We start from the raw sequence: 22,857 nt of genomic DNA, 5'->3' as shown, positions 1-22,857 counted from the left end.
GGAGCTTCATCACCTCATTGTGACGCATCCAAACCATACATAAAAAAAAGCCTAGGGGTAGGCTTTTTTTATTTGCAAAAGATTCATAACACAGGGCTCTTTTAACTGCATGTTCTAAAGCACCAAGCTAGGGCATATCCTCATCGTAAGTACAGTCATCAAGAAGGGGGATGCCTCAGTGTCAAAAAAACTACTTGCACTCAATATAGATGGAACGTTACTTCGTTCCAATGGAAAAATCCATTCCGCTACAAAAGAAGCTGTGGAATACGTGAAGAAAAAAGGGGTTTACGTGACGCTTGTCACCAACCGGCATTTTCGTTCCGCACAAAAAATAGCCAAGGCGTTGAAGATTCCAACGTCAACCCTTGTGACGCATAGTGGTGCATTTATCGCGAATAAACTCGATGAGCCGCTTCATGTGAAGAAACTAACGGAAGAAAAAACATTTAATCTTGTGCAAATTCTTGAAAGCTTTGATTGTAATGTTCGCTTACTGCATGAAAAATTCTCAATTGGCAACCGGAAAAAAACGCAGTCACAGCTGATGGGAAAGACGTTGATTCATCCGTCTGATCCAATTTTCTATCCTGTGCAATTTGTTGAATCGCTAAGTGATATGCTGATGGATGAACCGGTCAGTACACCAGTGATTGAAGTATATTCGGCCGCAGAGCTTCAGCCTGAAATTCACCGAACCATTCAACAAGCTTTTCCATCTGTCGATCTTATTCAGATCAGTGATGAGAAAATGAATATCGTATGCAAAGGCGTATCGAAAGAAGCGGGGCTTTCTCTTTTGACTTCAGCATTAGGTTTGACTTTAGAAGATACGGTGGTCATTGGGCAGGGGACAGATGACATCCCAATGCTCGAATTGGCTGGCTTAGGCGTTGCGATGGGAAATGCCCCTCATTCTGTTAAGCGTAAAGCCGATTGGGTGACACGTTCGCACGATGAACAGGGAGTCGCTTATATGATCAAAGAATACTTTAGAATGCAGCAAAGAGAAGGATTTTTACATCAATTCGATATTAAACGATAATATAGACGAAGGCCCTGTCAATCAAGAAATGGCAGGGCCTTCAACTGTTCCAGTCATTGCTTTTCCTACATAGATTTTGTAAAATGAAACAAGTTTGAAGATAAAGGTGATACGATGCGAATTTTAATTAAAGGGCTGTCAGATGAACGATTTCATCGCCCGCTTGTTAATATAGCCAATTTATTTGAAGAAGATAGTGAAGTGCTGTTTGATACAGGAGAATTAGAAGATGGCTTAACCATGGTGTTTAGCTGGAAAGAAGAAAATGGAACGGTGGAAGCATCTGGTCACATCGCTGGATCAGACATCACTAGTCGTTTTTCGCGAGACGTCCCAGAGGGCTTGAACGATAAGGAGCGCTGGAAGCAAATCAAAAACACAGTGCTGTCTGTTTATTTACATCTGCTTCAGGAGTACACAGGAATGACGCAAAAGTGGGGTATTCTCACAGGGATACGTCCTACAAAATTACTCCATAAGATGCTGAGAGAAGGCATGACAAAGGAAGACGCGCATGCCGCATTAAAGCGTGATTATTTGATTCATGATGAAAAAATCGATTTGATGCAGGAGATTGTCGACCGTCAGCTTCAAGCGATTCCTGACCTGTATGACCTTCAGCAGGAAGTAAGTATTTATATTGGTATTCCTTTCTGCCCAACCAAATGCGCTTATTGCACGTTTCCTGCTTATGCGATTAAAGGACAAGCTGGAAGAGTGGGAACGTTTTTGTTTGGTCTGCATTATGAGATGCAAAAAATCGGTACTTGGCTAAAAGAACATGGTATCAAAGTGACGACTGTTTATTTTGGCGGAGGTACGCCGACGAGTATCACTGCGGAAGAAATGGATTTGCTGTATGAAGAAATGTATCGCTCGTTCCCTGATGTGAAACATATACGGGAAGTGACTGTCGAAGCAGGACGTCCTGATACGATTTCACCTGATAAGCTAGAGGTGCTAAACCGATATCATATTGACCGGATTAGCATCAATCCACAATCGTATGAGAATGAAACACTGAAAGCCATTGGCCGGCACCATAGTGTAGAAGAAACGATTGAAAAGTATCACTTATCAAGACAGTATGGCATGAATAACATTAATATGGACTTAATTATTGGTTTGCCGGGAGAAGGGCTAAAGGAATTCCAGCATTCCTTGCAGCAGACTGAAGAACTTAAGCCTGAATCGTTAACTGTGCATACGCTCTCCTTTAAAAGAGCTTCTGAGATGACGCGCAATAAGGACAAATATCAAGTAGCAGACCGGGAAGAAATCACACGTATGATGGATGAAGCGGTCGCTTGGACGAAAGCACATGACTATCATCCCTATTATTTATATAGACAAAAAAACATCTTAGGGAACCTTGAAAATGTCGGGTATTCACTGGATGGACAGGAAAGTTTGTATAATATCATTATTATGGAAGAAGTGCAGACAATCATTGGGATTGGATGCGGTGCTGCTAGTAAATTCATTGATCCGCGTTCAGGAAAAATTACGCAGTATGCCAATCCAAAAGATCCAAAATCGTATAATGACCGCTATGAACACTATACCGAAGAGAAAATTGAATTTCTTGAGTCATTATTTGTTCCTCACGTTTAAACACTGCGGTGACGCAGTGTTTTTTTCATTTGTAAAAGGGTATATAAGTGATAAAAAGTTAAAGCAGGTGTACATATGATTGATGTGATCGGAATTGGGATTGGGCCCGCCAATTTAGGTTTGGCGGCTTTGTTAGAGGAGTATGAAGATGTTTCATGCTGTTTTTTTGAACAGGAGTCCGAGTTTGCCTGGCATCCTGGTATGCTGATCAAAGGAACGGATTTACAAGTCTCCTTTTTAGCTGATCTTGTGACGATGGCGAATCCAAGGAGCAGGTATACATTTTTAAATTATTTACATGAATCAAATAGACTTCACCGGTTCTATACATTTGAACAGTTTGACATTCCGCGAAGAGAATTCAATGAGTATTTATCATGGGTCGCAGGTGAATTAGATAGCTGTCAATTTGGGATGAAGGTAGAGGAAGTGACGGACTGCCAAGGTGGTTATCTTGTGAAAGTCCGGCGATTGAAGGATGGATCGCTTTCTGAGTATCGTGCAAAGCATGTCGTGCTTGGAACAGGGAGCAAACCGATGATTCCTGTCGATGTGCCTGATGCTGCACTGCCATATGTGACACATAGCAGCCGTTATTTAGACCAGCAGGAAGAACTTCATGAAGCTGAGTCGGTGACGGTGATTGGTTCTGGGCAGAGTGCAGCCGAAATCTTCTTAGACCTGCTTCAGCATCAAAAGAAAGGACAGCAGCTTTCGTGGTTTACGCGATCTAGTGAATTTAGAGAGCTGGAGACGGCAGAGCTTGGCCAGGAGCTATTTACACCGAAGTACGTCGAATATTTCCATTCGCTTCCTTATGAAGAACGAATGAACACATTGCCTAGGCTGACTGGATTAAGAAATGGTATAGATGCATCGACGCTCTCGCGTATTTATCAGGAATTGTATCATCGGTCTGTTACAGGTGAAGAGCCATCTGTGGTGATTCAGCCAATGACCGAGCTTGAAGCGATTCAGGTGGAGGAGAATCAGTCCCTGAAGCTGCACCTAAAGCAGTGGCAGCTAAAGAAAGAAAAGAGCATAACAGCTGATCGTGCCGTATTGGCTACAGGGTACACTCCGAATATCCCGGCGTGGTTTAGTGCGTATGAACCTTTGATTGAATGGGAAAGTGAAGAGCATTTTAAAGTGACAGAAGACTTCAGGCTTGTGTTCAAAGACAAGCGCCCTCATCATTTCTTTACATTCACGCATCTTGATCACTCTCATGGAACAGCGGCGACCAATTTAAAACTATCCATCTACCGCAACCAGAAAGTGATTCAAACGATTCGCGGGATGAAAGAAGCGTCAGTCAAGCAAGAAACAGCATTTCAGCAATTTGAATAAGATGAAAAAGGGCCCAAGCATAGGGCCCTTTTTCATTAGATCGTTGTTTCCTTTTTCACTTTTGGTTTTTCTGTTTTCCATTTGAAGATTTTGTTTAGGATTTGATAAATTCGCTTAGATTCCTTCGTCACAAGCGGTCCTAAAATCGCAAGGATTAAGACGTACAATGCAGCAAATGGCTTCAAGGTAGCGGCAAGTCCGCCCGCAATACCGAGCTCGGCTACAATGATTGAAAACTCTCCTCGTGATACGATGGTTAATCCAATATTAGAAGAGGCTTTATGAGAAAATCCAGCTCTTCTTCCAGCGAACATTCCAGCAGTGAAGTTCCCAATGAAGGTGAGAATCACAGCGCCGATCGCAAGCCAGAAGGCATCACCTAATGTAAATGGATCAATGCTGAGACCGAAGCTGAAGAAGAACATGGCCCCGAAGAAATCTCTAAATGGAACCACAAGATGTTCGATGCGGTCAGAGTGCTCTGTTTCTGAGAAAACAAGACCAAGTAAGAGTGCCCCAATGGCCTCTGCTACATGGATTGTCTCTGAGAAACCAGCGACAAAGAATAAAGCCGCAAAAATCACAATGATGAACACTTCGTTCGAACGGATATCGAACAACTTGTTTAATAGTTTTGGCAGCTTACGTGCGATGATAAAGAAAAGCATCATATAACCAAAAGCAATGAAAATGGATAATAAGGCACCGCTAACCGTTGTGGCATCTCCAAGGACAAGACCAGATACGACGGATAAATAAACAGCGAGGAAAATATCCTCAAACATAATGATCCCAAGAATTAACTCAGTTTCAGGGTTCGCAGTCCGTTTCAAATCAACAAGGACTTTGGCCACAATGGCACTGGATGAAATCGTGATAACCCCTGCCATAATGAGAACCTCAAGGAACCCAAACCCTGTGATAAAACCGTAAAGCAGTCCTAAGCTGAAGTTAATCAAAATATAAATAGATCCGCCGACAGCAATGGATTTGCCCGATTTAATAAGCTTTCCGACAGAGAACTCAAGTCCAAGATAGAAAAGAAGGAACAAGACGCCCATTCTGCCAAAAAACGAAATAATTTCGGTGCTTTCGATAAATTTTAGATCAATGATCCCGATGGTTGGAGCATGCGGCCCAACGATCATACCGAGGACAATGAGAAAAGGGATGATAGAGAATTTTATTTTATTGGCGATTAAGCTGGCGATGGCGATGAGAATCAGCGCCGTCCCAACTTCAAAGACTAAATGATCCATTCATCACTCTCCCCCTCTAGAAAGAAAATCACGAATCAATCGCTTTAAGTGTTTTCTTTCGCCTGAAATGACCATCGTATCATTTGCTTCAATAATCGAATCGGCACCAGGGTTCAGTAATTTTTCATTTGTATGTTTAATGATCGCAATGACGGTGACTTCATAGTTTTGCCGCACATCTAAATCACCGAGTGTATGTCCAACCGCTTTTGCGCCTTTTTCCACCTTAAACCATTCAATCATTAAGTCATTGAAGGCCATTTCAATGGTTTCAAGTGCCTGCGGTTTATACACCATGCCGCCGATAATCGCAGCGATTTGCCTTGATTCAGCATCATCGAGAGAAATGGTGGACAGCACTTCATCTGGATCATCATCGTCAAAACGATAAATCTCCCGTCTGCCATCATCATGAATCACTATCGTCATTTTTTCTCTATTTCTCGTTTCAATTTCAAATTTCTTTCCGATCCCAGGAAGATCATTTTCTTTAATATTCATTTTATCCCTCCGAATATGATAGGTTGTGTTTTTCATATAGTAATACGGATGAAATAAAATGAATCAGTAGAGGTAATTTGATTGACACATAATGGGGATCGCACACTTCATTTCCAAAAAACATAGATCAATGGATAATGCAGCTGCTGGAGCAGGCTTGAGAAGAAAAACCTTTGAATCAGCCAGTGATAATCTGTTCTTTAACAGAATAGAGGAGGCATGTTTTTTTGAAAATGGAGGTGTCTTCACAGCTTGAATTTCTTCATCGTAGATGGATGGAGAAATAAGACTAGGTGCACTCGCTTCTGCCTGTGGAGCAAAAACGACATTTGAAAAAGGAGAAAACATGACGATGAAACTAACCAATATGAATATGGAACACCTTATCAATCATCCTCCCCCTTTCAAAATCATTTTCTTTCTTCATTTACTATATAAAAATATATTTCTTGTTTCAACAATTATGCTTGTTTTGGTATCAATTGATCTTGAAATTTTTTATGAAGAGGAAAAGGGATTATTCGGGTTGAAATGGAATTAAGTCATGAGTTTAAAAGAAAAGGGGGATGGATGATGACATATATCAATTGTCAGTTAGACGGGGATATTTTTGAAATCGTTTTCAACAGGCCTGATGCTTATAATTCATTTCATGTGGACATGTTTGCTGAATTCAAAGAGGCGTGTGATGCAGCGGAAGAAAGCAGTGCAAAAGTCGTTGTGATCAAGGGAGCGGGGAAAGGGTTTTCAGCAGGCGGAGATATTGGCATGATGCTTAAGCAGGAAAGTGAAGAAGATTTCCATCGTGTGATGGATTTGATCGAGGGAATTACACTTTCTCTAGCCGGTATGAAAAAAGTGACGATTGCCCTTGTCCACGGGTCAGCGGCAGGCCTTGCTTTTAGCTTTGCTTTAAGCTGTGACTACTTGTTTATGCATCAGGATGCACAGCTCGCCATGAATTTTAATGGAGTAGGGTTAATTCCAGATGGCGGAGGGCATTTTTTTCTCACAAAAAGAGTCAGTGAACAAACCGCGAAACAATTGATTTGGAGCGGACAAAAGCTGCCGGCTGAAGAAGCGTTAAAACTGCGCCTTGCAGACGGGGTGTTTCAGGATGAAGTCGATGCGTATCAAAAAGTATGTGTGAAGCCGTTTATGAACATGCCGCTTCAAGCATTTATTGAAACAAAGCTGATCTATTTTCAGCAGTCAGAACCTGAGCTGCTAGCCGTTCTTCAAAAGGAGAGGGCAGCACAGGCAAGACTGAGGCAAAGTCATGATCATAAGGAAGGCATTCAGGCCTTTTTAGAAAAAAGACGACCTGTGTTTCAGAACGTATAAACGAATGTGAGGCCGGCGAATGCCGGTTTTTTTAACGTTCAAATAAAAGAAGCTTGCCTGCATCATCAACGAGCCGGTGGGAATGCTTCGTGTATTGCTGTTCGATTAAGCGATGGCGCCCTAATTCCTTTGCCTTTTCATCACTATCCGTTGTGATTTTTTCATTTAATAAGGTCTCACCCGACCGGTCAAATACAGTTAAAAAGTATGTCTTCTCCATTCCTCATCTCCCTTTCCTCTGCTTTTCTATGTAATTAAACAATGAATAAGGCAAAACCTCTTTTTTAGCTCTTAAAACTGTGTTTTTTAGAATGAGAGCGATAGAACGTGCATTCGTAAAAATGGCATGATAAAATATGGACAATGACAGTATCGGACAAGGAGATAGACGTTTGACTAAGCTCACCTTTATTCATGCCGCAGATTTACATTTAGACAGTCCATTTGCAGGAATGTCGAATATCCCTAGCTTACCATTTAAGCGGCTCAAAGAAAGTACATTTCAAAGTGCGAAGAATATGTTTGATCTCGCCATTGCTCGAGCAGTAGACTTTGTGCTGCTGAGCGGAGATTTATTTGACGAATCCAATCGCAGTCTGAAAGCACAGCTGTTTTTAAGAAATCAGTTTCTAAGACTGCAAACTCAAGGGATTGACGTCTTTATTATTTATGGTAATCATGATCATTTAGGCGGTGAATGGACACCGATTGAGTGGCCTGAGAATGTGCACGTTTTTTCAAGCAGTACACCAAGTGAGCAATCCTACTATAGAGGGGGGCAGCTTGTTGCAAGTATTTATGGGTTTAGCTACAAAGAGCGGGCTGTCTATGAAAATATGACATCTCATTATGTCAAAACGACAGATGCTGCCTATCACATTGCGATGCTTCACGGTACATTAGCCGGACAAGAAGGGCATGATGCGTATGCACCATTTCAGCTTGAGCAGCTTCTTTCACGGGATTTCGATTATTGGGCGCTTGGACATATACATAAGAGAGCCCTTCTGCATGAAGACCCGTTGATTATTTACCCTGGTAACATGCAGGGCAGACATATTAAAGAAACAGGAGAGAAAGGCTGTTACGTTATTCAACTCTCCGAGGATTCTGAGACAGCGGAATTTATTAGCTGTGCGGATGTGATGTTTGAGACACTTGCAATAGACATGACAGAAACGGTTCATATGACGGATCTTGTGACACTTGTGGATAGCAAAATCAGTGAGCTGAAAGAGGAGGGCGTCCCTCATTTTGTGAAAATTGAATTGACGGGTGATGCTCCTCCTTACTTTGAGCGTACTCAGCTTGAGGTACTTGAGGAGCTGTTGACCGTTCTTCATGAACAGGAAGAAGATGAAGAGGTATTCGTTTGGGTGATATCGATTGACTGCCGAACAAACGAGGATGTCGTCTATCCAGAAGATTCTTTTTTGAAGGAACTCACTGCTGAAATTTCACAGTTTGAGGCATATGAAGAGCTTCTATCACCGATCAAGCGTCACCCAACCTATAGAAAGTCAGGAAAAGCTCTCACAAAAGAGGATGAAGTGGATATAAAAGAAGAAGCACAAAGGCTGCTGACAGAACAGCTAAAGCAATTATGAGAAAAGGAGAGGCACAATGAAAATACGTTCACTCCATATCGCCCATTTCGGGAAATTTTCAAATCGGACCTTTCACTTTTCTGATGACGGTTTTCAGCTAGTTTACGGCCTGAATGAATCGGGGAAAACGACATTGAAAACGTTTATTGAATCGATGTTATTTGGTTTTCCGAAAAACAAGATGTACAAGACGAAACAGGGTTCTTTTTATGGTGGTTCCCTTACTTGCCAAGATGATGAGTTAGGCGTTATTCATATTGAGAGAACGTCCGATCGCGGTGGGCAAGCACAGGTATTTTTACCGAATGGTGAAGTGAAAGACGAAGCTTTTCTACAGACACTTTTAAAGGGAACGGATCGCAGATTATATCAATCAATCTATTCATTTGATGTGTTTGGACTGCAAAATGTCCAAGCCTTAAACCAGGACCAAATAGGCGAATTTCTACTTTTCTCAAGTTTATTTGGCTCGGATGCAGCCACCAAGATGGATAGCAGGCTGCTAAAGCAGCAGGAGCAGCTGTTTAAACCAAATGGACGCAAGCCTGAATTAAACCAGCAGCTTGATCGTTTAAAAGAGCTGACAGGTCAGCTGAAACAAGCGAGATTGGTAGAAGGCAGCTATACCGAAAAGAAACGGGAGCAATCTGAATTAACAGAGACGATCGAAAAGCTTCAAAGTGAAATGAAGCAAGCTGAGGAACACATTCAGAAACTGGCTGAATCCATTCAAGTTTATCCCATGATTGAGAAAAAAGTGGAATTAAAAAAGGAATTAGCCCGCTATCCAGACCGAGTCAAACGTTTTAGAGCAGAAACAGAGCATGAGCTGGATAAACTAGAATCACACCTTCACCCGAAAAAGGCTCAATTGACTGCACTGAAGCAGAAGTTAGACCATTTGCAAACCTCACTCGTACAAGTTCAACCGCTCTATGACAAGGATACCATAATGGAGATGAAACGAGTCGTAGATGAAGCAGCTGATGCTGAGCTTGTGAAAAAGCACATAGCAGAGTGTCGAGCAAACCGTGATTCATTGAAACAAAAAATAGACGAAGCGGTAGCAAAGCTAAAGTGGGAGCGCCCGATAAAGCTCGAACAAATTGACGATTCGCTTGAATTTGAGTGGGAATTAAAGGAGACTGTCACTCAATACGTTCGTCTCATGGATAGAAAAGCGCAGTTAGATGAACGATTTGATCACGCAAGACATGAGCTGGACGAAGCAGAAGCCGCTCTAAAAGGATTAAAGGAACAGCAAGTCAGACAGCACGGAGCAGAAGATGATGCGAAGGGGACAAGATCGAAAAAGAAACCGATTCATTCCCGGGCGTCGTTATTCCGAGGCTTGATCGCATTTGATGTGGTGCTTCTGCTTGTTCTATTCTTTTTAACAGAGTGGTGGATCACGCTCTTGTTTGCGGGATTTTCTGTTTTTCTCTTCTTTCTCATTTACCCATTAAGTCAAATGAGCCCTATGAAACAAAGAAGCGGCGAAGGGGCCTTTGATTCATTTCAAGTGCAGGCAGCTTCAGCTGAAACACTTATGAGGCAGAAGGAGCTTCTGTACGAAAGAATCATTCGGCAATATGAAGACTGGGAGCTAGAGCTGGAACCTGTCCAGCAGCAAGTAGAGGAAAAGAAGAGACAGCTTGGCTTGTCGTCTGAGCTTTCTTTCCTAGTAGAGGCCTTCCATATCCTAAAACAATTAAAAATGAATACAGCGGCATATGAGGAGCTTCATCGTGAAATAGGCATGCTTTCCGATCAGCAATCGATTTATGAGGGCAGGGTTTCAGCGTTAAGCAGTATCCTTCAAAAAAAGGAAGGAACCATTCAGGAGAATATCTCAGCTTTTCAAGAGATATTGAAAGATGAGGCGAGAAGAGAAAAAGAACGCCAGACATTGCACGTATCTATTCAACATGCGATCCAGCAGCTCACGACACTAGAAGGGGAAATTCAATATTACGAAAAACAAACTGGCGAGCTTTTTCGTCAAGTAGAAGCAGAGTCCAAAGAAGATTACCAAGTGCTTTCTCATCTATCTAAAGAATACCGGGAACGGCTTTCCCATTTGCAGCAGCTAAATCAAGAGCTTCATAGAAGCGGTTGTTTTGATGAGGAGGAATGGATTGTTCGCAAAGGATTACCTCTCCTTGAAGAGGAGTGTGCAGAAGCAAGGCAGCACCTTCATGACGTTCAATTGAATGCGGAGAATATGGAAAAACGTTTAGCAGAACTAGCGGTGGAAATCCGGCAAATAGAAGCTTCTGGAACGGTGTCTGATTTGACTCATCAGCTTGCCGCAGAGCAGGAGCATGCGAAGCACCTCGCAAAAAAATGGGCGGCAATTCAGCTTGTCCGCTCCGTCATACGAGAAAAATTGAATGAGCATAAAGAAACAAGGCTGCCTGCATTGCTTCAAACAGCCTCAAGTTTTATTCAACCGTTAATAAATGATCGTTATGAAGCGATTTTATTTTCACCTGAAGATGACTTGCTGATGGTGAAAAGAATGGATGGACGAATATTCCGTCCAGAGGAGCTTTCACAGGCAACGTGTGAACAGATCTATCTGGCGATTCGTTTTGCGCTCGCTTTGTCTCATCAGCAAGATTGTCAGCTTCCGTTTATGATGGATGACAGCTTCGTTCATTTCGATCACGTTCGTCTAGGAAGAGTGCTGGAGATGATGAACGAGCTCACACGTTTTGAAACACAGCTGTTTTATTTCACCTGTCATGAGCATATGAAGCAAGCAGCAGAAGATGGACAGATTACGAGTTTAGCAGTTGAATGATTGACAAATAATGACTTATGTTATACTTATATGAGCAGAAACATGGAAGGAGCTTTTATTGAATGGCTAAAGGGATCATGACCTATGATGTCGGCGAACAAGTTGACCTGCATTTATTAATTAAATCATCTACTAAAGGGATTGCGAGTAATGGCAAACCATTTTTAACGTTAATTCTTCAAGATCAAAGTGGAGATATTGAGGCGAAACTATGGGATGCAAAGCAGAATGATGAACAAACCTATGCCGCGCAAACCATTGTGAAGGTAGTAGGCGATATTCATCATTATCGCGGGAGGAATCAGCTGAAACTTAGGAATATACGCCCTGTTGCTGAAAATGAGCAAATTCGAATTGATGATTTTCTCGAAACAGCTCCTATTCCAAAACATGATATGATGGATACGATTATGCAATATATCTTTGATATGAAAAACCCTAATATACAGCGTGTTACAAGGCATTTGCTGAAAAAATATGGACAGGAATTCGCTGACTATCCAGCAGCGACAAAAAACCATCACGAATTTGTCTCTGGTCTTGCTTATCACGTGGTGTCCATGCTGCATTTGGCTAAATCAATTGTTGACCTATATCCATCATTAGATCGAGATCTTTTATATTCAGGCATCATTCTTCATGATTTAGGAAAAGTCAAAGAGCTTTCGGGCCCAGTCTCAACCACCTATACGGTGGAAGGGAATTTAATCGGTCATATTTCGATTATGGTGACAGAAATTGCGAAAGCTGCAGAAGAGCTTGGCATTGATTCAGAAGAAATTCTGATTTTACAGCACTTAGTACTGAGTCATCACGGAAAAGGAGAGTGGGGCAGCCCGAAACCACCAATGGTGAAGGAAGCCGAAATACTCCACTATATTGATAATTTAGATGCGAAGATGAATATGATGGATCGTGCGCTTGAGCATGTGAAGCCAGGAGAATATACAGAACGTATTTTTGCGCTAGAGAATCGTTCATTTTATAAACCAACCTTTCATCACGAATAACCATGTCAAAACGTCCGTTTATTGCGGGCGTTTTTTTCATAACTTGTCTTCTTTTCGCATAAGCATGTAACACAAAGGAAGAGAGAGCTGTTCTGAAAAAAGGAGGCGATGAAAAAATGTTGTTTTTTCCATGGTGGGTGTATGCATGTATCATTGGCATTATTTTCTGTGCGTATAAATTAATGACAACGGCCAAAGAGGAGCAAGAGATTGATCAATCCTTTATTGAAAAGGAAGGAGAAATTTTTATCGAGCGAATGGAACAAGAAAGAGAGCGTAGACGTCAGGATCAGCAAGTGAAAAGATCACATGATACGGCGGCACATGAAGACTCGATTGCTTAATCAGGTCATATAAAAACCCCTCTGCACGATCACGGCAGAGGGGTTTTTTGTGATTACTGGTTTTGTTGAGGTTGTTGATTTTGTGCGGGTTGTTGAGACTTTTCTTTGAATGTGTTTTCAAGTTCTTTATCTTTTACTTTCACATCGGCATCTTTCACCAATTTGTTTAAGATCGTTTGGATTTCATTTGTGTCTGCTTGTTTTTGGTTAAGCAGTTCTTTTTTCAAGTCTGCTTTCATGTCATCGTATTTACCGCGTTCTTCGGTCTTTTTAATGATATGGTAGCCGAATTGTGATTTCACTGGTTTGCTGATTTCATTCACTTTTAGTTTGAAAGCAGCTTTACTGAAGTTCTCGTCCATTTGGCCTTCTTTTGCGAACCAGCCTACATCGCCGCCTTGTGCTGCTGAAGCGGTATCAGTTGAATATTCAGACACAACGGCATCCCATTTTTCACCTTTATCTAATTTCTTTTCCACTTCGTCAGCTGTTTTCTTATCAGCTACTAAAATGTGGCTTGCGCGGATTTTCCCTTTTAGGTCATCGTAATACGCTTTTACTTCTTTATCAGTGATTTTGATGTTAGCTTTGGCAGCCTTTTGAGTCAGCAGCTCATATTTCACTTGATCTTTGATGTAATCTTTTCCGAATTCATCTTGAAGTTGTTTTAAACGATCTTCACCAAGTGTCTTTTTATATTCTTCCATTTTCTTATCAATTTCTTTATCTGATACTTTGTATTTGTCAGCAAGAACCTTTTGTTGAACAAGTAGATTTAAAGCATCTCCACCTGCTTGTTTCTTAAGAGTTGTATAAAGCTCTTCTTTTGTGACATCTCCTGATTTTGTTGTTGCGATGACATCTTTATCACCGCTACTGCATGCGCCAAGAGTTAAAACACTAACTGCTGTTACAGCTGCTAAAGCCATTTTTTTCATTCAAAAAACACTCCTAATCTTTCCAATTTATTTATCATTGCTTGTATCATAACATATTGTGACACGCTGTAAAAAGAAATGCAAATGGGAGGGCATTCGTCTAGTCAAAAATTTGCGCGCGGCATACACATATAGTGATCACAAAAAGGAGGCTGAATTATATGGGAGCAGGATATTCTAATGGGTTTGCTTTATTGGTCGTGCTATTCATTTTGCTGATCATCGTTGGTGCAGCATATCTTTACTAATTAAATCGCTGTGACAGAAAGGAGCCGTCCTGCCATGCGTGCGGGCGGTTCTTTTTTCAAACGATGACAGGCGCCTAAACGTTTTCATTTTTTTTGCATACACTGAGCTTAGAACAGAGCAAGAACTGGCAGGAGGTGTTTTTACATGGGAGGAGAAGTCTTTGCTGGCGGTTTTGCACTAGTCGTCGTGTTATTCATCTTATTGATCATTATCGGTGCATCTTGGATTTGCTAATCAATCAATATACACAAAAAGCTGCCCTCAAACTGGCAGCTTTTGCTTTGATCTTAAATAGAAATGGTAATTTCAACAAATGATGAGATCAGTAAGATCAGTATCGATACATTGATAAAGCGAAACACCTTATCTTGCCGTTCTTCAGGAATCTCTCTGACAAGGCATAATGTATTAGTAAGCCTGTTTATTGAATACACAATAAACGCGGCAAAGACGATGAAGTAAAATAAAACTATCGGAGATCCCCCCTCTCTATGCTATTCCCATACTACATTACCAAATTTTTTATGAAAAAGATAGAAGTTGGCTTTAAAAACCTTATGATGAGGAAGTTTGGTCAACTAAAATATCAAACTCGTCTTGGGCTTGATCGATGATGCAGGATTTAGGTGCTTTGAGCAGTTTCCATGCAAATAAAAAGTCAGGCAAACAATAGCCTGCATGAATACTTGCGATGATGATAAAATAGTGTGCATACATTGGAAACGCCACGCCTAACACAAAGTAAAGCGTTGAAATCACACAAAATGGACTGAGAAGTGAATAAAGCATTACTTTCTTTGGCACACGCTTCCAGCAATTTCGTTTAAATAGCGTCATTTTTTTCTTGTTTTTCATCACTGGGATCAAGTGAACCACACGGTGGACAAGCAATGTCATAAGTAAAAGTACAGCAAAAAGCGGTGCGTTGTGGCTGCTTAGTCTCGTTTCAGGATGAGTCAGTTGAAAACATAAAAAAGCCATAATGAAAAAAAGTATAGCAAGACTTATAGCTGAAATCAGCAGTCTCGTATAACCATAATCCTTTTCAAGATTAATGGTTTTCCAACAATTCATTTTCATCCTTCCAATCTTAAAAAACTAATTGAATATCTCAAGATAATTTACTCTTCCTGAGGATAAAAATCAATGGTTTTGTTGAAAAAAAATAAAATGTTGCCTTCATATGGAATAAAGAGAGGAAACTTTGGGTTTTTCAAGAAAAAAAGACAGAAGAGGGAGGTTCGTCTCTTTCGTCAATGAGTAATTTCGGCTAAAATAGAAAGACTAAGAGAAAGAGGGAACGTACATGAGTATTGAGGAACGAATGAGCCAGCTCGAATATTATATGGAACTTTTGCTGACGGCGACCGATATGAGCCGTTATCCATATTATGCATTATTGATCAGGCAGCGGGTATCGAAAGAAGAGGCGAAGGAAATTGAGCGTATTTGTGCTGAGCTTTCAGAGGAAATGGACAAGCAAAAAGCACAAGGCTACGTCATGTTTGACGATATGCTTGCGCTTTTTGCAGGACAGTTAATTGAAAAGCTGGATGTGCATGAGACGATATTTGCATTGCATGATCAAGGGCTGTTTCAGCCGTTAATGAATGAATTTATAAAGATCATTAAACAATTTGATTTGCTTTAGCCGCTTTTTCTGCTGCATCAGCTGAGTCTTCAAGTTCCTCAGGCTTTTTCGTGACTTTTCCTCGCTCATTCAAAAAGTCCTTCTCAATGTTTGAAAACGATTTCTCAAAAATCTCCATGAAATCCTCACCATAGATGTTTCGGATAATACACATCATTTCTAAAATCTCAGGGAACTTTCCGTAAATGTCATGAAGCGGCTGTGCGCCTTTGACAATACCAGTTCGTGCCGGGTCATAATCTTCAAGTAGTTTATGGAATGTCTCTTCGCCTTTTGGCGTTAGCTCAATATACGTATTGCGTTTATCGTTTAACTTTTTAGAAAATTTTAAAAATCCTCGTTCCTCCAGTTTCTTGGAGAAGTTAAACGCCGTTGATACATGCATGACGCCAAACTTTGCAATTTCTGATATTGAAGCTCCTTTTAATTGATACGCAATCCACAAAATATGATGTTCATTGATATTTAGGTTATACGGTTTGATCCACTGCTGCCAGTCCTTTTCAATGGATTTCCAAAGAGCTTTGCTCAATTGGGCCATTCTTTGACTGAATAAAAGTGCTTCTTTTACATCGAAAGGCTGTTCCGAATGATTCATCCATTTCACCTACTTCTCTTTTTCTTGTAATTCTATTATGCCAATAAAATAAAGATTAATAAAGCTGAAAATTCAAGAATTTTTAAAACTCATGAAAAACATTGACAAAATAACCTTTTTTCAACAAAAAAAGTGCGGGATACGCACCCCGCACACTTTTGTAAACGAATATTTTTTCGTGAGTATATTAGTTTTGTAAGGTTTTCTCCAGTTGTTTGAGCTTTTCCTCAATTTCCTGAATTTCCTTTTGCAAGTCCTGCTGGTGAGGTTTGATTTCTTCGCGCCATTGCTGAATCGATGCTTGTAATTCAGTTCCGACTTCTTTAATGACCTCTGCGCTTTCTTTTGCTGTTTCAACAATTTGCTCTTTTAAAGCTTGTCCATCTCTTTTTAATCTTGTCAGCGTATCTTCGAATTTGTCATAGCCGTCTTTCATCTTTCCGCGCACATCTCTGCCAGAAGAGGGAGTCGTCAGGAGCACTGCCGCACCTCCGAGGAGACCGCCTACAAATAATCCTGTTAATAAAGAACGTCCACTAGCCATTCAAATCACCTCTAGTCAAATTTTACACATTCGCATGTTCTCTCTGAGCTGACGATCAGCTTCATTGAACTTCCATACATAGCTTGCTTTATTTTAGCATACTTTTGAAGAAAAGGGAGGGGAGAAGGTTGTCTGTCTTTCTGTTCGTTTTTACGTGTATCGGTGTCGTTTTTACAGGTGGTTCTATTCATTATGCAAGACAGCTGGGGTATGCAGGGTCTTATCCGCCAAAACATGTATTAAAGCAAAAAGCACTTGTGTGTGCGGCAGGTGCAGGGATTTCGCTCCTCATTTTGCTGCTGACCCTTTTTCTTTTATAAAAGCATGAAAAAAACCTCTTCATCTATTATGAAGAGGTTCGATTATTCGTTAAGCAACTTCTATCATTCTTGCACGCCTTAGAATGGACTGAGCAATTGGGAAGACAAATACCATGGCAATGGTATTAATCACGGCTGCTGGAAGGACAACGCCCACAAGAAGTGCCGGTAATGCAGCTGGCAGTCCAGTAATTAGTAAAGCGGCAGATAGGAAAATCACGCCGGATACGATGGTTCCAATCGCAGTTAACACAGCGGTCAGCACCACTTTGTTCTTTATCTTCAAGCAAGATAAGAAAAGGGCTAGGAAGATAAAGGCTGTCACTGGTTTATCAATCATATTTGGAATTTGTCCGCCTGGGAAACCCGTTGTTAATGCAGAAATGACGCCAGTTACTAGGGCAATAACCACTACATGCTGTACCTTTGGGAAAAGGATGATGCTTAAAAACATCATGACCAGCATCATATCAGGTTTCATTCCGAAAAAGATGGGCGGGAAAATCGTATGCAAAACAGCTCCCATTGCTGCAAGCAATGACATAATCACTAATTCTTTTGTTTTCATTTCTATGCTCTCCTCTGCTAAGCTCTTAGGACTCTCCAATAATATGGCTCATCATTTATTGCAAGAGTCATCACTTTATATTTCTCGTTATTATAACAAATTTATTTCTCTATAGAAAAGCTTTTTTACTCATTTTCTTGCTGGAACTTTTTCATAAAGTCCGCAAGCTTTTGGCAGTCTTCAATCGATACCGCATTGTAAATAGATGCTCTGCATCCACCGACAGAACGATGGCCGGCAAGTCCAACCATTTGTTCCTGCTTTGCTTTCTCTACAAAGGAAGCAGTGAGCGAATCATCACGAAGGGTAAACGTGACATTCATATGCGAACGGCTGTCAGTGCGTGCGTGTCCTTTGTAAAAACCACCGCTTTGATCAATTGTGTCGTAGAGAATGCCTGCTTTTTGTTCATTGCGTTTTTCCGCTGCTTCTACGCCGCCAGCCTGTTTGACATGCTCAAGGACAAGAGACAGCATATAAATCGCAAAAGTCGGTGGTGTGTGATAAAGAGAGTTGGCTTTTGCGTGTGTTGAATATTTTAATATTTTCGGTGTGCTGCTTTTCTCTTTCTCTAATAAACGTTTGCGCGCGATCACAATCGTGATACCAGAAGGCCCTAAGTTTTTTTGTGCCCCAGCATAAATGAAATCAAATTGAGAAACATCGATTTTTTTGCTGAGAATATCACTGGACATATCTGCAACGAGCGGCAATGACGTGTCTGGGAACGTTATCCATTGAGTGCCGAAAATCGTATTGTTTGATGTGATGTGTAAGTAAGCGCCATCTGTTAAACCGGAGGCATCTACTTCTGGAATATACGAGTAGTTGTCGTCTTCACTTGAAGCAAACACAGATGTTTCACCAAACCCTTTTGCTTCTGATAATGCTTTTTCTGACCAAGCGCCTGTTTGAATGAAATGAGCCGTTTCGCCTTCATGTAAGAAGTTCATAGGAATCATCGCAAATTGAAGACTAGCTCCGCCCTGTAAAAAGAGGACTTCGTAATCTTCAGGAATATCCATCAGTTCCACCAACAGTGCTTTTGCCTTATTGTGGACTTCTTCATATTCACCGCTGCGATGAGACAGCTCCATCACAGACATCCCAGTTTGTTTAAAATCAACAAGTTCTTCCTGTGCTTTTTGAAGCACTTCTAGCGGCAGTGCCGCCGGACCAGCATTAAAATTCGTCGTTCGCTTCATCACAATCTCTCCCTATTTCTCGCGTTAATGGATCAAAAGATAAAACCATCCTATCACAAATTTGAAGCAATTGGACAAAAAATTTGAATCGTTCTAAATATCATACTATTAAGAGATGGAGGGGATAAAAAGGGGGTAGAAATAAGAAAAACCTCATCTATTAAGATGAGGTAAGCCGCGTGTGGATGGCAGAAGAAATATCTTTTAAATCCTCTGACGTGTATTGCTCTTGATGTGATTTCCATACGGCACCAAAGCCATCGCCTTTTCCGTAGCGCGGAATGATATGCATATGGTAATGGAACACAGATTGTCCGGCTTTTTCGCCGTTGTTGTTCAGAAGGTTTAACCCAATTGGTTCAAATTCCTGTTTGATTGCTCTTGCAATTTTCGGAATCGCTTGGAAGTAGTGATTAGACACTTCTGGTGTCATCTCGTAGATATTTTCTTTATGTATTTTCGGGATTACAAGGGTATGTCCTTTTGTTACTTGGCTAATATCTAGAAAAGCCAATACATGCTCGTCTTCATATACTTTTGCACATGGAATGTCTCCATCAATGATCTTGCAAAAAATACAATCGCTCACGTCATGTCACTCCTCATTCATTTTCCTTCATCGTATCACAAAAAGAAGCAAAAAAGAAAACAGGACAAGCGAACTCCTTTGGTCGCTCATCCTGCTCCTGCAGAAGAAATGCTGATGCTTTCATTCGATATGCCTTTTGAATTCTCTATTTACTGAAATAAAGAATTCATATGCCTGCTATTTCTGCCGTAAACACCTCATTTGACGTTTTGGTTTGTCGTATACATATTGTATAGGACACAAAAATCAAGAATCAGTGAAGCAAAACAGAAGCTAAGGTTTTTAGATGAAAAACCAACTTGTCATGCGGTTCTTTGCCTTTAACAAACACCTCATTTACTTATTGGTCATCAAGTTCATTTCTTCTACATACATTATGATGACCAAAGCGCCTATTTTTTATTCATGCCGCGGTTATAGGTAAACATTTCAAATTACCTTTCGTTTTTGTTACTATAAAGGAAAAAAGAAAGAAAGGAACGAATTCATGTCCCTTCTCACTGTAAAAGATGTAACGGGTGGATATACGAAGAATCCCGTTCTAAAAAATATCTCATTTGAATTAGAAAGAAATCAAATCGTCGGTCTCATCGGCTTAAACGGGGCGGGGAAAAGCACAACCATTCGCCATATCATCGGGCTCATGAAACCGCATAAAGGTGTCATTGAATTGAATGGACGAACTCTTCAAGACGATCAAGAGGCGTATCGTTCGCAATTTACGTTTATTCCAGAAACACCTGTATTATATGAAGAATTAACCTTAAAAGAGCATTTAGAGCTGACAGCGATGGCTTACGGTCTGTCAAAGGAACAATTAGATGAACGTCTGCCGTCATTGCTGAAAGAATTTCGAATGGAGAAACGTTTGAAATGGTTCCCTGCTCATTTTTCAAAAGGAATGAAGCAGAAGGTCATGATTATGTGTGCATTCCTTGTTGAACCAGAACTGTATATCATCGATGAACCGTTTTTAGGGCTTGATCCTCTTGCGATTAATGCACTTCTTGAACGGATGAATGCTGCGAAGAAAAACGGCGCAAGTGTCCTGATGTCGACGCATATTTTGGCGACAGCTGAGCGCTATTGTGATTCCTTTATTATTTTGCATGAAGGGGAAATCAGAGCGAAAGGAACACTGACAGAGCTGAGAGAACAGTTCAATATGAGAGATGCGACACTCGATGATCTTTATTTGGAATTAACAAAGGAAGAAAGCTATGAGTAAAATGACGCAAACCATTTGGAAATCCCGATTAGAGGAACACATGCAAGATACAAGAAAATATTTAAAATACATGTTCAATGATCATCTTGTCATTGTGCTCATTTTTTTCCTTGCAGGCGGAGCGAGCTGGTATAGTAACTGGCTCAAACAGATTCCGGCTCACTTCCCATCCTACTGGGTCATGGCAGTTGTTTTTTCATTGGTGCTGACAAGCTCTTACGTGCGTACGTTGATCAAAGAAGCAGATCTCGTGTTTTTGCTTCCTTTGGAAGGGAAGATGGAGCCTTATTTAAAACAAGCTTTTAATTTTAGCTTCATTTCTCAGCTGTTTCCTCTTATTGCCGTATCCATTGTTGCACTTCCGCTTTATTCTGCGGTGTCTTCAGGCGGCCTCAAGATGTATGTGCTGATATTGGCGCAAATGATTTTGATCAAGGGCTTGAATACAGCAATTCAATGGAGGATCACTTATTTTCAAGGAAAACAGATCAGATGGCTTGATGCAGTCCTTCGTTTTCTATTGAATATGATTTTGATCTATACCGTTTTACAGGCATCCTATGCAATCGCAATCGTTTTTTATCTGATCTATAGTGTCTATCTCGTTTACTTAACCAATGCAGTAAAAAAACAGCCTTTTCAATGGGAATTGCATATTTCTGACGAATTAAAACGAAAACAGCGTTTTTATCGTTTGGCCAATTTATTTACAGATGTGCCTCATTTAAAGAAACAGGTGAAAAGAAGAGCATACATGGACTGGCTTTTGCAGTTTGTTCCGTATGACCAGCGTAAAACTTTTTCTTACATGTATGTGAGGGCGTTTTTACGTTCAAATGACTATTTTGGTCTCGTGTTTAGGCTAACCGCCGTGTTTGTGCTGATTATTTTGTATACAGGTGCAGCAGGCTGGGTGGGTGCGCTGCTTGTCTTGTTCACCGTGTTTATCACAGGTGTACAGCTTGTGCCGTTAACGAAGCACTTTGCGCATCTTTCATTACAGGCACTTTATCCAGTTGCTCATCAAGAAAAGGATCGGAGCTTTTTTGTTCTCGTTCGTAATGTGCTTATTATTCAATCGATATTGCTGAGCTGTGCAGTACTCCCGGCAGGAGGATGGCAGGGAAGTGGACTTGCCCTTCTGATTTCGCTGGCATTTGTGCTTGTCCTCTTCAAGCCTTACGTACTCAGTCGATTAAAAAAGATGAGATAAGCGGAGATATGTTTCTGACAGCGAGCGTATGATGACATCAAGGAGGGGACCGGATGAATGCAGCTGAACGGGAGTTGTATGAAGAAGCCATTCTTTTTCAAACGCGTTTTTTAAGAAAACCTTCAAAGATCGAACGGTTTTCAAAAGGAGTTCAGCAGCAGGTGAACCGCCGAATCCCTGCTCGATTTCATCAAGTCATCACAAGTGCGGTCAAAACAATGGTTGAATCCACCGTATCAGGATCGCACTTCACTTCATTTTCGGTGATTGATGAGCAATTATCTATCATCGAGCGAAATGAACTGGCAAAGGAGAAAGTGAAGTACTATCAAAAGGCAGCTGCGATCGAAGGAATTGGAACAGGTGCAGGTGGTATATTGCTCGGTATGGCAGACTTTCCGCTGCTGCTTAGCATTAAGATGAAATGTCTTTATGAGCTGGCATGTATTTATGGCTTTGATTTGTCTCAAAAAGAGGAAAGACTCTTTTTGCTCTGTATATTTCAACTCGCCTTTTCCGGCAGTGCACATCGTCAAAAAATGATGTACATCATAGATGATTGGGAAACGAGCCGCGAGGAAATGGATTGGTACAGCTTTCAGCAGGAGTATCGAGATTACATTGACCTAGTGAAGCTATTTCAATTAATGCCGATCGTCGGAGCCGCTGTTGGCGGTGTGGCAAATCATCAGCTGACAGGACAGCTCGGAGATGTCGCTCGTCATGTGTTTCACTTACGAGTGTTGAAAGAAATGAAATAGAAAAGCCGCTGGTGACAGCGGCATCAGCGTGTAGACAAACCCTCGCATTCGTTGTCAGGTCTGCGTTCCGGTACTCACGAATGTTCAATTCGCTCCGCTCCGGTACTCGTCCT

At 41.0% G+C, this 22,857-nt stretch carries 27 protein-coding genes; 16 read left to right on the top strand and 11 right to left on the bottom strand.

Annotation, left to right across the window (positions count from 1 at the left end; genetic code table 11):
- The first annotated feature begins 178 nt into the window (after nt 1-178).
- The 3 genes from ACSSTM_RS07170 (at nt 179) to ACSSTM_RS07160 (ending at nt 4,009) form a co-directional block, all read left to right on the top strand.
- Nucleotides 179-1,045, top strand: a complete 867-nt coding sequence (locus ACSSTM_RS07170; RefSeq protein ID WP_034663623.1) for a Cof-type HAD-IIB family hydrolase — start codon at nt 179-181, stop codon at nt 1,043-1,045.
- A gap of 114 nt (nt 1,046-1,159) precedes the next feature.
- On the top strand, nt 1,160-2,659 hold the full coding sequence (locus ACSSTM_RS07165) for a coproporphyrinogen III oxidase (RefSeq protein ID WP_034663621.1): 1,500 nt from the start codon (nt 1,160-1,162) through the stop codon (nt 2,657-2,659).
- 75 nt (nt 2,660-2,734) lie between these two features.
- The gene (locus tag ACSSTM_RS07160; protein ID WP_095284967.1) at nt 2,735-4,009 is read left to right on the top strand and encodes a lysine N(6)-hydroxylase/L-ornithine N(5)-oxygenase family protein; all 1,275 of its coding nucleotides are present in this window, start codon (nt 2,735-2,737) and stop codon (nt 4,007-4,009) included.
- A gap of 35 nt (nt 4,010-4,044) precedes the next feature.
- Here the strand turns inward: ACSSTM_RS07160 and ACSSTM_RS07155 are convergent, their stop codons facing one another.
- Nucleotides 4,045-5,268 (bottom strand): cation:proton antiporter, encoded by a 1,224-nt coding sequence (locus ACSSTM_RS07155; RefSeq protein ID WP_034663616.1) that lies wholly within the window; start codon nt 5,266-5,268, stop codon nt 4,045-4,047.
- A gap of 3 nt (nt 5,269-5,271) precedes the next feature.
- On the bottom strand, nt 5,272-5,769 hold the full coding sequence (locus ACSSTM_RS07150) for a cation:proton antiporter regulatory subunit (protein WP_034663613.1): 498 nt from the start codon (nt 5,767-5,769) through the stop codon (nt 5,272-5,274).
- Nucleotides 5,770-6,121: 352 nt separating this feature from the next.
- On the opposite strand from ACSSTM_RS07150, the gene ACSSTM_RS07145 reads away from it, so the two are divergent.
- A complete protein-coding gene (locus ACSSTM_RS07145) occupies nt 6,122-6,310 on the top strand; it encodes a hypothetical protein (protein ID WP_080869524.1) in 189 nt (62 codons plus the stop codon).
- 29 nt (nt 6,311-6,339) lie between these two features.
- The gene (locus ACSSTM_RS07140; protein WP_080869535.1) at nt 6,340-7,113 is read left to right on the top strand and encodes an enoyl-CoA hydratase; all 774 of its coding nucleotides are present in this window, start codon (nt 6,340-6,342) and stop codon (nt 7,111-7,113) included.
- A gap of 31 nt (nt 7,114-7,144) precedes the next feature.
- Here ACSSTM_RS07140 and ACSSTM_RS07135 read toward each other — a convergent pair whose 3' ends face one another.
- Nucleotides 7,145-7,333 (bottom strand): YhzD family protein, encoded by a 189-nt coding sequence (locus ACSSTM_RS07135; protein ID WP_034663606.1) that lies wholly within the window; start codon nt 7,331-7,333, stop codon nt 7,145-7,147.
- A 172-nt stretch (nt 7,334-7,505) separates the two neighbouring features.
- Here ACSSTM_RS07135 and ACSSTM_RS07130 point away from each other — a divergent pair, with 172 nt between their 5' ends.
- The 4 genes from ACSSTM_RS07130 (at nt 7,506) to ACSSTM_RS07115 (ending at nt 12,880) form a co-directional block, all read left to right on the top strand.
- The gene (locus ACSSTM_RS07130; protein ID WP_034663603.1) at nt 7,506-8,720 is read left to right on the top strand and encodes a metallophosphoesterase family protein; all 1,215 of its coding nucleotides are present in this window, start codon (nt 7,506-7,508) and stop codon (nt 8,718-8,720) included.
- A 16-nt stretch (nt 8,721-8,736) separates the two neighbouring features.
- On the top strand, nt 8,737-11,526 hold the full coding sequence (locus ACSSTM_RS07125; RefSeq protein WP_437404107.1) for an AAA family ATPase: 2,790 nt from the start codon (nt 8,737-8,739) through the stop codon (nt 11,524-11,526).
- Nucleotides 11,527-11,588: 62 nt separating this feature from the next.
- Nucleotides 11,589-12,536 (top strand): 3'-5' exoribonuclease YhaM, encoded by a 948-nt coding sequence (gene yhaM, locus ACSSTM_RS07120; RefSeq protein WP_034663598.1) that lies wholly within the window; start codon nt 11,589-11,591, stop codon nt 12,534-12,536.
- Between the two features lie 116 nt (nt 12,537-12,652).
- The gene (locus ACSSTM_RS07115; protein ID WP_034663596.1) at nt 12,653-12,880 is read left to right on the top strand and encodes a sporulation YhaL family protein; all 228 of its coding nucleotides are present in this window, start codon (nt 12,653-12,655) and stop codon (nt 12,878-12,880) included.
- Nucleotides 12,881-12,933: 53 nt separating this feature from the next.
- Here ACSSTM_RS07115 and ACSSTM_RS07110 read toward each other — a convergent pair whose 3' ends face one another.
- Nucleotides 12,934-13,818, bottom strand: a complete 885-nt coding sequence (locus tag ACSSTM_RS07110; protein WP_003211354.1) for a peptidylprolyl isomerase — start codon at nt 13,816-13,818, stop codon at nt 12,934-12,936.
- Nucleotides 13,819-13,979: 161 nt separating this feature from the next.
- Between ACSSTM_RS07110 and ACSSTM_RS07105 the strand changes: the two genes are divergently transcribed.
- Both ACSSTM_RS07105 and ACSSTM_RS07100 read left to right on the top strand, forming a co-directional pair.
- Nucleotides 13,980-14,066 (top strand): YjcZ family sporulation protein, encoded by an 87-nt coding sequence (locus tag ACSSTM_RS07105; protein WP_008361129.1) that lies wholly within the window; start codon nt 13,980-13,982, stop codon nt 14,064-14,066.
- Between the two features lie 145 nt (nt 14,067-14,211).
- Nucleotides 14,212-14,301, top strand: coding sequence for a YjcZ family sporulation protein (locus tag ACSSTM_RS07100; RefSeq protein ID WP_017360317.1), 90 nt, complete (start codon nt 14,212-14,214; stop codon nt 14,299-14,301).
- A gap of 53 nt (nt 14,302-14,354) precedes the next feature.
- On the opposite strand, the gene ACSSTM_RS07095 is transcribed toward ACSSTM_RS07100, so the two are convergent.
- Both ACSSTM_RS07095 and ACSSTM_RS07090 read right to left on the bottom strand, forming a co-directional pair.
- The gene (locus tag ACSSTM_RS07095) at nt 14,355-14,540 is read right to left on the bottom strand and encodes a hypothetical protein (protein WP_072368131.1); all 186 of its coding nucleotides are present in this window, start codon (nt 14,538-14,540) and stop codon (nt 14,355-14,357) included.
- Between the two features lie 82 nt (nt 14,541-14,622).
- Nucleotides 14,623-15,141 carry a DUF3267 domain-containing protein gene (locus tag ACSSTM_RS07090; RefSeq protein WP_034663593.1) on the bottom strand — a complete coding sequence of 173 codons (519 nt, stop codon included), beginning with the start codon at nt 15,139-15,141 and terminating at the stop codon, nt 14,623-14,625.
- 232 nt (nt 15,142-15,373) lie between these two features.
- Between ACSSTM_RS07090 and ACSSTM_RS07085 the strand changes: the two genes are divergently transcribed.
- On the top strand, nt 15,374-15,718 hold the full coding sequence (locus tag ACSSTM_RS07085; RefSeq protein ID WP_034663590.1) for a YhaI family protein: 345 nt from the start codon (nt 15,374-15,376) through the stop codon (nt 15,716-15,718).
- Here ACSSTM_RS07085 and ACSSTM_RS07080 read toward each other — a convergent pair.
- Together ACSSTM_RS07080 and ACSSTM_RS07075 are read right to left on the bottom strand one after the other, a co-directional pair.
- Nucleotides 15,696-16,316, bottom strand: coding sequence for an HTH-type transcriptional regulator Hpr (locus ACSSTM_RS07080; protein WP_034663587.1), 621 nt, complete (start codon nt 16,314-16,316; stop codon nt 15,696-15,698). The genes ACSSTM_RS07085 and ACSSTM_RS07080 overlap by 23 nt on opposite strands.
- 187 nt (nt 16,317-16,503) lie before the next feature.
- Nucleotides 16,504-16,860, bottom strand: coding sequence for a YtxH domain-containing protein (locus ACSSTM_RS07075; RefSeq protein ID WP_034663584.1), 357 nt, complete (start codon nt 16,858-16,860; stop codon nt 16,504-16,506).
- 128 nt (nt 16,861-16,988) lie between these two features.
- On the opposite strand from ACSSTM_RS07075, the gene ACSSTM_RS07070 reads away from it, so the two are divergent.
- On the top strand, nt 16,989-17,180 hold the full coding sequence (locus tag ACSSTM_RS07070; protein WP_003211362.1) for a hypothetical protein: 192 nt from the start codon (nt 16,989-16,991) through the stop codon (nt 17,178-17,180).
- A gap of 49 nt (nt 17,181-17,229) precedes the next feature.
- On the opposite strand, the gene ACSSTM_RS07065 is transcribed toward ACSSTM_RS07070, so the two are convergent.
- The 3 genes from ACSSTM_RS07065 to ACSSTM_RS07055 form a co-directional block, all read right to left on the bottom strand.
- A complete protein-coding gene (locus tag ACSSTM_RS07065; protein WP_024425455.1) occupies nt 17,230-17,748 on the bottom strand; it encodes a tryptophan transporter in 519 nt (172 codons plus the stop codon).
- A gap of 125 nt (nt 17,749-17,873) precedes the next feature.
- Nucleotides 17,874-18,953, bottom strand: coding sequence for a 3-phosphoserine/phosphohydroxythreonine transaminase (serC, locus tag ACSSTM_RS07060; protein ID WP_034663581.1), 1,080 nt, complete (start codon nt 18,951-18,953; stop codon nt 17,874-17,876).
- A gap of 160 nt (nt 18,954-19,113) precedes the next feature.
- Complete coding sequence (locus ACSSTM_RS07055; protein WP_034663580.1) at nt 19,114-19,542, bottom strand: HIT family protein; 429 nt, start codon at nt 19,540-19,542, stop codon at nt 19,114-19,116.
- 487 nt (nt 19,543-20,029) lie between these two features.
- Between ACSSTM_RS07055 and ACSSTM_RS07050 the strand changes: the two genes are divergently transcribed.
- From ACSSTM_RS07050 to ACSSTM_RS07040, 3 genes are read left to right on the top strand one after another with little or no spacing between them, the layout of a single operon-like run.
- On the top strand, nt 20,030-20,770 hold the full coding sequence (locus ACSSTM_RS07050) for an ABC transporter ATP-binding protein (protein WP_003212171.1): 741 nt from the start codon (nt 20,030-20,032) through the stop codon (nt 20,768-20,770).
- Complete coding sequence (locus ACSSTM_RS07045) at nt 20,763-21,983, top strand: ABC transporter permease (RefSeq protein ID WP_034663577.1); 1,221 nt, start codon at nt 20,763-20,765, stop codon at nt 21,981-21,983. Before ACSSTM_RS07050 ends, ACSSTM_RS07045 begins: the two co-directional genes overlap by 8 nt.
- 53 nt (nt 21,984-22,036) lie before the next feature.
- The gene (locus ACSSTM_RS07040; RefSeq protein WP_034663574.1) at nt 22,037-22,744 is read left to right on the top strand and encodes an EcsC family protein; all 708 of its coding nucleotides are present in this window, start codon (nt 22,037-22,039) and stop codon (nt 22,742-22,744) included.
- The last annotated feature ends 113 nt before the right edge of the window (nt 22,745-22,857 follow it).

This window comes from Bacillus sp. RK1064 (genome assembly GCF_051488405.1).
Taxonomy (GTDB): domain Bacteria; phylum Bacillota; class Bacilli; order Bacillales; family Bacillaceae; genus Bacillus.
Note: the sequence above shows the minus strand (reverse complement) of the source record. Positions and strands in the feature narration are given on the sequence as shown.